This is a genomic window from Bradyrhizobium sp. 23, assembly GCF_023073295.1.
In the GTDB taxonomy this organism is placed as follows: domain Bacteria; phylum Pseudomonadota; class Alphaproteobacteria; order Rhizobiales; family Xanthobacteraceae; genus Bradyrhizobium; species Bradyrhizobium canariense_D.
In genome coordinates, this window is record NZ_JADPJF010000064.1 from 3,561 (window position 1) to 11,663 (window position 8,103).

Here is an 8,103-nt window from a genome sequence, read left to right on the forward strand (position 1 = left end):
CGCCGCTTTCTTTTTGGCGTGAAGCCGTGTGAAACCGGGGGAGGGGCGCTAACCCCGCATTAACCGTATCCCTTAAACCGGCGTTAACCATACTTTAAAGGACAGGCTCTAAGACTGGACAAAAGCCCGCTTCCAGACCCGCGTGGCCGATTCGTATCCGGTTCAAGAGGAAGACCTGCCAATGTCCAACATCGTTCTCTCGGCGTCCGTTCGCCAGAACCTGTTGTCGCTGCAGTCGACGGCCGACTTGCTGGCCACGACGCAGGAGCGGCTGTCGACCGGCAAGAAGGTCAACACCGCGCTCGACAATCCCACCAACTTCTTCACGGCGCAGGGACTGGATAACCGGGCGAGCGACATCAGCAACCTGCTCGATGGCATCAACAACGGTGTCCAGGTGCTCCAGGCCGCCAACACCGGCATCACCTCGCTGCAGAAGCTGATCGACTCTGCGAAGTCAATCGCCAACCAGGCGCTGCAGACCACGGTCGGCTACTCAACCAAATCGAACGTCTCCACCACGATTCCCGGTGCAACGCCCGCCGATCTCCGCGGCACGACCTCCTATGCCAGCGCGACCGCCAACAGCAACGTGCTTTATACCGGCGCACCTGGCGGCGTGACGCCGGTAACGTCAGGCGCCTCGCTCGGTGCGTCGCTCGGATCGACCGCCGGCACACTGACCGGCGCGGTTGCCAAGGCAGCCGACAACGCCACGAACCTCGCCGGCACCAACACGCTGATCGGGGCGACCGCCGCGACCACGTTCGGATCGTCGCCGGCAGACGGCGACTCGATCACCGTGAACGGTAAGACGGTCACGTTCCGCACCGGTGCTGCACCTTCGGCGCAGCCGACCGGCTGGGGCCTCGACCCGAGCGGCCATATCGCCACGGACGGCACTGGCAATTCGATCATCTACATGGGAACGACTGGCGCTCCCACGGCTACGGTCAATGACCTCCTCAGCGCGGTGGACCTTGCCAGCGGGGTCAAGACAGCGACGATCAGCGCAGGCGCCGCCACGATCGCGACGAGCGGCGCGACAGTCGGTACGGCCCAGACGCCCTCGTCCATTGCCGCGGGCGCGGTTACGCTGAAGAGCTCGACCGGTTCCGATTTGAGCGTGACTGGCAAGGCCGACTTCCTGAAGGCGCTCGGACTGACCTCGGCGACCGGCGCAGGCAATGCCAGCGTGAGCGCCAACCGCCAGACGACTGCGGGTTCGCTCGGCAGTCTCGTCAAGGATGGCTCGACGCTGAACATCGACGGCCACACCATTACCTTCAAGAACGCCGAGACGCCGCAATCGGCCACGAGCGTGACCTCCGGCGGCGTTAGCGGCAACATCGTCACCGACGGCAACGGCAACTCGACCATCTATCTCCAGAGCGCGACGCTGACTGACCTGCTCAATTCGATCGACCTTGCTACCGGCGTGAAGACCGCCAGCATCTTCCTGGGTGCCGCGACGCTCTCGACCACCGCAGGCCAGATCCCGTCGTCGGTGAATACCAGCGGCCAGCTGGCGCTCTCGACCGGCATCAACGCCGACCTCTCGATCACCGGCACCGGCAATGCGCTCGCCGCATTCGGCCTCAGCGGCAACACCGGAACGGCGACCGCCTTCAGCGCGGCGCGCACCTCCGGCGTCGGCGGTGTTAGTGGCAAGACGCTGACCTTCACCTCCTTCAACGGCGGCACGCCGGTCAACGTCACCTTCGGCGACGGCACCAACGGCACGGTCAAGACGCTCGACCAGCTCAATGTGCAGCTTCAGGCCAACCACCTGACGGCGACGATCGACGCCAACGGCGTGCTGACGGTCACCACCGTCAACGAGTACGCATCCTCGACCCTCGGCTCGAGTACCGCTGGCGGAACGGTCGGCGGTACGCTCACCGGCGTGCTGGCCTTTACCACCGCGCAGCCCCCGATTCAGGATCCCGTCGCGCAGACCGCGCGCTCCGGCCTGGTCAGTCAGTTCAACAACATCCTGGCGCAGATCGACACGACCTCGCAGGACTCGTCCTTCAACGGCGTCAACCTGCTCAACGGCGACACGCTGAAGCTGGTCTTCAACGAGAACGGCAGTTCGACGCTCGGCATCAACGGCGTCGTGTTCAACGCGGCCGGTCTCGGTCTCAGCAATCTCGTTCCGGGCACGGACTTCATCGACAACGGTGCCACCAACAAGGTGCTGGCCAGCCTGAATGCGGCCTCGAGCACGCTGCGCTCCGAGGGTTCTTCGCTCGGTTCGAATCTGTCGATCGTGCAGGTGCGTCAGGACTTCTCCAAGAACCTGATCAACGTTCTGCAGACCGGCTCGGCCAACCTGACCCTGGCCGACACCAACGAGGAAGCCGCGAACAGCCAGGCGCTGTCGACCCGCCAGTCGATCGCGGTCTCTGCGCTGTCGCTGGCCAACCAGTCGCAACAGAGCGTGCTACAGCTGCTCCGCTAATTTCGCGGCGCAAGATCACTCATCGATTTCGCGGCGGGGCTAACGCTCCGCCGTTCATTTTACGGAGATCGCTAAGGCAGGATTAGCTGAGATCGACGCGCACCACGCGTGACGTGTTTACAGCGTGTACATGCGCGCCTAGCTTCACAATGACGAAGAACTCCGAGACCCGTAATAATCCGGAGTGCTTCCAAGCACACATGTAAGCAAATCTTAAGCGGTGCTGCCTAGGGTCGGGAAAGAAATCCTTAAGCGCGTTCAACGGGCTAGGTAACCTCCAGGGTGTGATTGATGTCGAATTCCGCTGCCTCGGCCTACGCGCGTGTTGCAACGACCACCGCATCTCCTCGCGACATCGAAGCGCAGACCCTGCTCAAGGCCGCGAACAAGCTTCAGGATGCGATCAACAGCGCCGAGCCGTTCAGCGAGCAGACCACGCAGGCCCTGATGTTCAATCGCAAGCTCTGGACGATTTTCCTGAGCGAGGCCATGCGCGAGAACAATCCGCAGCCGATCGACGTCCGGCAGAAGATCGCCAACATCAGCGTGTTCGTGCTGAGCCAGACCGCCGCGCTGCAGATGAGTCCGCAGTTCGATCACTTCCGTCCGCTGATCGAGATCAACCGCAATATCGCCGCTGGTCTGTCCGGCCGTCCGTGATCGAGCACGGCTCGTTCCTTCAACACCAAATTATGCTGACGTATACCGACAAGACGCAGATCAGGAACGTCGTCACCGGTCCCGCGACCGGTGCGAGCGATCTCGATGTTGCCGTTGCGACGCTCGACGCCTGATGGTCAGGCGCTGCGGTCCGTGCTGGCCGGACGCGAGGGCTCGGATTTCAAATCCTGCGCATGGAAATAGGCCCGCCGGCGCAGCATTGCTTCGTCGGGGAACTGGTTGACCACCGCGTCGGTCCTGTCGTTGACGACCTGGAAGACGAACGACGCCGCCGCCTGGTCGAACACGACCTGGCGTGAGACGTTCTCGTTGCTTCGCAAATCATTGCGTGCAGGCGCGCTCGCCTCGCCAGCGGCCACTGTCTGGCTCACGGGCAGATCGGTTTGTACGGCCTCGTTCGCCGCCGCATTCGACGTCGCTACGATCTGCACGGCAACCGGTATCCCCACCGGCCTGATGCTGAAATCTGTACTCATGGCAGCCTCCTGGTTGCCTCACGTGAGTCAAATCCCAACCCCTCTCAATACGCAACCATGGAACACCGGGATTGAACATCCGGTAAGGAAACGTGCCTAACCGCGCGACGATGTTGCCGCGCGGTTTTTCGTAAAATTGTGGCTTGTTGTTGCGCGCGCTCAGAGCGAGCGGCTGACCGCGAGCGGCGTGATGTGGCGCGGGCCCGGCGTGGCGCGTCGTCCCGCGGCCGTATAGGTGTTCGGCACGTTGCGCTTCTGGATCTCGGCGTTGACGCCGCGCACGACGCTCTCCGACACGGCGTGAGCGGTTGCGAGCACGGTGAGGTTGACCTGGAGCATCGCGCGGAATGCATCGTGGTGCCGATGCAGCGTCGAGAGCAGCTCGGGCGCGGATTTGGCGAGCTGGGCTTGGTTCGCCTTCAACTGGGTGACCGCGCCGACATAGTTTCGCGACAGCTCCTGCTTCTTGCTCTCGAGGGTCATCGCCTCGCGGACTTGGCCGGCGCGCACGAGCTCGGTCTCGCGCTCGATCAGACCGAGCAGGGCGCTCATCGCATCCATCAACTGCTCGGCGATCTTGCGCGCCTCGGCGCTGCTGGGTGCGGTGTTCGGGCGCTGCGCTTGCACGGGCTTACGCGAGGCGTTGAAATGATTCATCTCGTTTGACCTTATGCCGTGCGGATCGTTTTTGCCTGCTGCATGATCAGGGTGCGATAGACGTCGGTTGCGATGCCGACGCCGCCGGCGTTGGCGAAGTTCTTCGAATATTGCTCGGTCAGCATCGAGCGCCACACGCCGGTACCAGGCGTGTCGCCGAACGGGCCTTCGCCCTTCAGGCCCGAGGTCATCTGCGAGAACATGCTGTTGAGGAACATCGCCTCGAAGTCGGTGGCGATCTTCTGCGCCTTGGCCTGCTGTTTCGGCGAGACCTTTTGCAGTGCCGCGGCGAGATCGAAGTCCGGCCGGCCGTTGCGGCTCTCTACCGCGAAGGCGGAGCTGGCGAGCCGTGCGGTGTTGACCATGCCGGTCTGCATCACATCACCTCGATGTCGGCTTCGATCGCACCGGCGGCCTTGATCGCCTGCAGGATGCTGATGAGATCGCGCGGGCCGATGCCGAGACCGTTGAGGCCGTCGACGAGCTGCTGAAGCGAGACGCCGTCCTTGACGACAGCGAACTTCTTGCCGTCCTCGGTGACGCTGACGCTGCTGCGTGGTGCGACCACGGTCCGCCCCCGCGACAGCGGGTTGGGCTGGCTGACCTGCGGGCTCTCGGAGATGGTGACGGTGAGGTTGCCCTGTGCGACCGCAACGGTGGCGACGCGGACGTCGCGACCCATCACGATGATGCCGCTGCGTTCGTCGATGATGATCTTGGCGGCGAGATCCGGATCGACCTGGAGCTGCTCGATCTCGGTGAGAAAGGCGACGACGTTACCCTTGAACTCCGGCGGGATCGCAAGCTGCACGGTCGATGGGTCGATCGGCTCGGCGGTCTTGACGCCGAGATAGTCGTTGATCGCGGCGGCGATCCGCTTGGCCGTGGTGAAGTCGGCATTGCGCAGCGCAAGCCGGACGTTCGGCAGGCGATTGAGCGCAAATTCGATCTCGCGCTCGATGATGGCACCGTTGACAATGCGTCCGACGGTCGGCACGCCACGCACGATTTTCGCCGCCTCGCCCTCGGCCTGGAAGCCTGAGATCGCGAGCGAGCCCTGTGCGACCGAATAGACGTTGCCGTCGGCGCCGAGGAGCGGGGTGACGAGCAGGGTGCCGCCCTGGAGATTCTTGGCGTCGCCGAGCGCGGAGACGGTGACGTCCATGCGCGTGCCCTGGGTGGCGAAGGCCGGCAGATTGCCTGTCACCATCACGGCGGCGACGTTGCCGGTGCGGATGGTGGCGCCGCGGATGTTGACGCCCATGCGCTCGAGCATCGCTTGCAGCGACTGCTTGGTGAAGGGGATGTTGTTCAGGGTGTCGCCGGTGCCGTTGAGACCGACGACGAGCCCGTAGCCGATGAGCTGGTTCTGCCGCACGCCTTCGATGTTGGCGAGATCCTTGATGCGCGATGTCGCGCTTGCAGAATTGACCGAGAGCACCAGCGCTGACAGCGCGGCGCAGGCCACCCCCAGAAGTCTCACCCAACGAACGCCTGGCATCCCCTGCTCCCCCGAGGCTCCTCAAATCGATGGACCATCACGAGACTCCCATGACGAGCTGGTCCGACGCTGTCCTTGCGAGCGCTGTGCCAACTCGGTGCAGCGGGGGTAGGTAGCTGAATAGGTTGAATAAAATCTGTTTCGAGCGACCTCAGCACGTGTTGTCCTGAGGAGCGAAACTGCCGCCTGTCGGCAGATTTTGCCGGGCTGTTTACGCGCCGTTAACCATAAAACGGCGAATGTGGCGCATTGATCACCCGGATTGCTTCCGATGCGCATCTACGGACCGAACGGCACCACGCTTGGAACGCCGGCCAGCCAGGCCAGGCGCACGAGCTCCGGCAGCTTCGTGCTGCCCGACACCTCGTCGGCGCCGGAGACGCGAGGCGCCGCCGCACCGAAGGCGGCCGCAAACATCGACGGGCTGCTGGCGCTGCAAGGCATCGAGGAGGATCCGGTCGAACGTCGCAAGCGCTCGGTCGTGCGCGGAAAGACCGCGCTCGACGTGCTCGACGATCTCAAGATGGGGCTCCTCTCCGGCAAGCTCGACGCCTCGACCGTGATGCGGCTGCGTGACGCTGCGGCGAACCTGAAATCGTCCTCCGGCGATTCCGGCCTGGATTCGGTGCTGTCCGAGATCGAGCTGCGCGTCGAGGTCGAGCTCGCCAAGGCCGGGCAGGCGTAGCGGCTTACGCCGCTTCATCCTTCAACTGCGCGTCATAGCGGCGCTGGGCGGCGAGCACGTCTTTCAGATTCTGTTCGGCCCAATCGCGCAGCGGATCGACGGCGGCGGCGAGCGTCACGCCGAGCTGCGTGATCGAATATTCCACGGTCACCGGCACGGTTGCGATGGCGTGACGCTTGATCAATCCGTCGCGCTCGAGCGACTTGAGAACCTGGCTCAGCATCTTCTGCGAAATGCCTTCGATCGTGCGGCGCAATTGATTGAAGCGCATCGGATCCTCGCGCAGCAGCAGCAGGATCAGCACCGCCCATTTGTCACCGACGCGGTCGAGGATCTGTCGCGTGGGGCAGTTCGCTGCATAGACGTCTGGCTTCATCGTAGGGTCCTCACGATCCATTCCGCTGATTTGCCGGCCGCCGCCGGTTACTCCGGTGTAATCAGGTAAGCACAAAGTGCTCTCTTAACACCAGCGCTCTTTGCGATATTTAGTCACCGTTGGTTACTACGAGCAAAGGAGCCTTCCATGAAAATCGCAGTTGCCGGCGCCTCGGGCCGGGCCGGGTCGGAGATCACCAAGGAACTGTCCCGCCGCGGCCACGCGGTTACGGCCATCGCCCGCAACCCGGAGAAGATCGCGGTCCTGCCGAACGTCACGCCGACCAAGGGGGATGTGCTCGACCAGCCAGCCCTTGCCAAGTTGTGGGCCGGGCACGACGTCGCCGTGAGTTCCGTGCACTTCCTGGCCAGCGACGCGCTCAAGCTGATCGGCGCGGCCAAGGACTCCAAGGTCGGCCGTTACCTCGTCGTCGGCGGGGCCGGCAGTCTGGAGGTCGCTCCGGGCGTCAAGCTGGTGACAACTCCCGGTTTTCCGGCTCAGTACAAGGCTGAGGCGGAGGCGGGTTCAGCCTTTCTCGACCTGCTGCGGCAGGAAAAGGAGCTGAACTGGACCTTCATCTCGCCGTCGGCCCTGTTCATCGAGGGAGAGCGCACCGGCAAATTCCGGCTTGGGACGGATCAGCTTCTCGCAGATGCGAACGGAAAGAGCTGGATCACCTTCGCGGATTACGCCATCGCGCTCGCCGACGAGATCGAGCGGCCGGCCCATGAGAGCCAGCGTTTCACGGTCGGCTACTAGGCCGTCGGCCGCTCCCGGGCCCTCCAGGATAAACCTTCCTGTGCAAGGGCTTGGGGGCGCCGGTCGGGCGATCAGGGAAACATTGTCTGTCACAGGAGGCCGCTATATAACGCCCCGCTCAGCGGACCCCGTTCCGTGTACGAGTCGTTGCTTAGACAGATAGGCCGCCCTTGGAAAAGTTGAAAAACTACCGACCGACCGAAAAAGAGCCTTTCATGAACGACAGGCAGAAGGAGTACTTCCGCCTGAAGCTCCTCGCCTGGAAGGATGAGATCCTCAAAGAGTCCAAGCTCACCCTGCAAGCCCTGCAGGAGGAGAATGTGAACCACCCCGATCTCGCCGATCGGGCATCGTCCGAAACCGACCGCGCCATCGAACTCCGTGCCCGCGACCGCCAGCGCAAGTTGATCGCCAAGATCGACGCCGCGCTCCAGCGTATCGAGGACAACACCTACGGCTATTGCGAGGACACCGGCGAGCCGATCTCGTTAAAGCGGCTCGAGG

Annotated in this window: 10 protein-coding genes; 5 read left to right on the forward strand and 5 right to left on the reverse strand. The window is 63.5% G+C overall.

Annotated elements, in window-relative coordinates; genetic code table 11:
* The first annotated feature begins 181 nt into the window (after positions 1-181).
* Both IVB32_RS14975 and flaF read left to right on the forward strand, forming a co-directional pair.
* A complete protein-coding gene (locus IVB32_RS14975) occupies positions 182-2,464 on the forward strand; it encodes a DUF1522 domain-containing protein (RefSeq protein ID WP_247368213.1) in 2,283 nt (760 codons plus the stop codon).
* Between the two features lie 291 nt (positions 2,465-2,755).
* Positions 2,756-3,124 (forward strand): flagellar biosynthesis regulator FlaF, encoded by a 369-nt coding sequence (flaF, locus tag IVB32_RS14980; protein ID WP_007612319.1) that lies wholly within the window; start codon positions 2,756-2,758, stop codon positions 3,122-3,124.
* Between the two features lie 137 nt (positions 3,125-3,261).
* Here flaF and IVB32_RS14985 read toward each other — a convergent pair whose 3' ends face one another.
* The 4 genes from IVB32_RS14985 to IVB32_RS15000 form a co-directional block, all read right to left on the reverse strand.
* Positions 3,262-3,621: a hypothetical protein gene (locus tag IVB32_RS14985; RefSeq protein WP_085358969.1), complete on the reverse strand. Its 360-nt coding sequence runs from the start codon at positions 3,619-3,621 to the stop codon at positions 3,262-3,264.
* 159 nt (positions 3,622-3,780) lie between these two features.
* Positions 3,781-4,278 carry a hypothetical protein gene (locus IVB32_RS14990; RefSeq protein WP_247368212.1) on the reverse strand — a complete coding sequence of 166 codons (498 nt, stop codon included), beginning with the start codon at positions 4,276-4,278 and terminating at the stop codon, positions 3,781-3,783.
* Between the two features lie 11 nt (positions 4,279-4,289).
* Positions 4,290-4,655, reverse strand: coding sequence for a flagellar assembly peptidoglycan hydrolase FlgJ (gene flgJ / locus IVB32_RS14995; RefSeq protein WP_247368210.1), 366 nt, complete (start codon positions 4,653-4,655; stop codon positions 4,290-4,292).
* Positions 4,655-5,779: a flagellar basal body P-ring protein FlgI gene (locus IVB32_RS15000; protein WP_247368209.1), complete on the reverse strand. Its 1,125-nt coding sequence runs from the start codon at positions 5,777-5,779 to the stop codon at positions 4,655-4,657. The genes flgJ and IVB32_RS15000 overlap by 1 nt, the downstream gene beginning before the upstream one ends.
* Positions 5,780-6,050: 271 nt before the next feature.
* Here IVB32_RS15000 and IVB32_RS15005 point away from each other — a divergent pair, with 271 nt between their 5' ends.
* Entirely contained in the window at positions 6,051-6,464 is a 414-nt protein-coding gene (locus IVB32_RS15005) for a flagellar assembly protein FliX (RefSeq protein WP_247368207.1), read from the forward strand.
* Positions 6,465-6,468: 4 nt separating this feature from the next.
* Here IVB32_RS15005 and IVB32_RS15010 read toward each other — a convergent pair whose 3' ends face one another.
* Positions 6,469-6,840 carry a helix-turn-helix domain-containing protein gene (locus IVB32_RS15010; protein ID WP_026233175.1) on the reverse strand — a complete coding sequence of 124 codons (372 nt, stop codon included), beginning with the start codon at positions 6,838-6,840 and terminating at the stop codon, positions 6,469-6,471.
* A 147-nt stretch (positions 6,841-6,987) separates the two neighbouring features.
* Here IVB32_RS15010 and IVB32_RS15015 point away from each other — a divergent pair, with 147 nt between their 5' ends.
* Together IVB32_RS15015 and dksA are read left to right on the forward strand one after the other, a co-directional pair.
* A complete protein-coding gene (locus tag IVB32_RS15015) occupies positions 6,988-7,599 on the forward strand; it encodes an NAD(P)-dependent oxidoreductase (RefSeq protein ID WP_204511739.1) in 612 nt (203 codons plus the stop codon).
* Between the two features lie 215 nt (positions 7,600-7,814).
* A partial coding sequence (dksA, locus tag IVB32_RS15020; RefSeq protein WP_247410666.1) for an RNA polymerase-binding protein DksA occupies positions 7,815-8,103 on the forward strand: 289 nt, incomplete at its 3' end.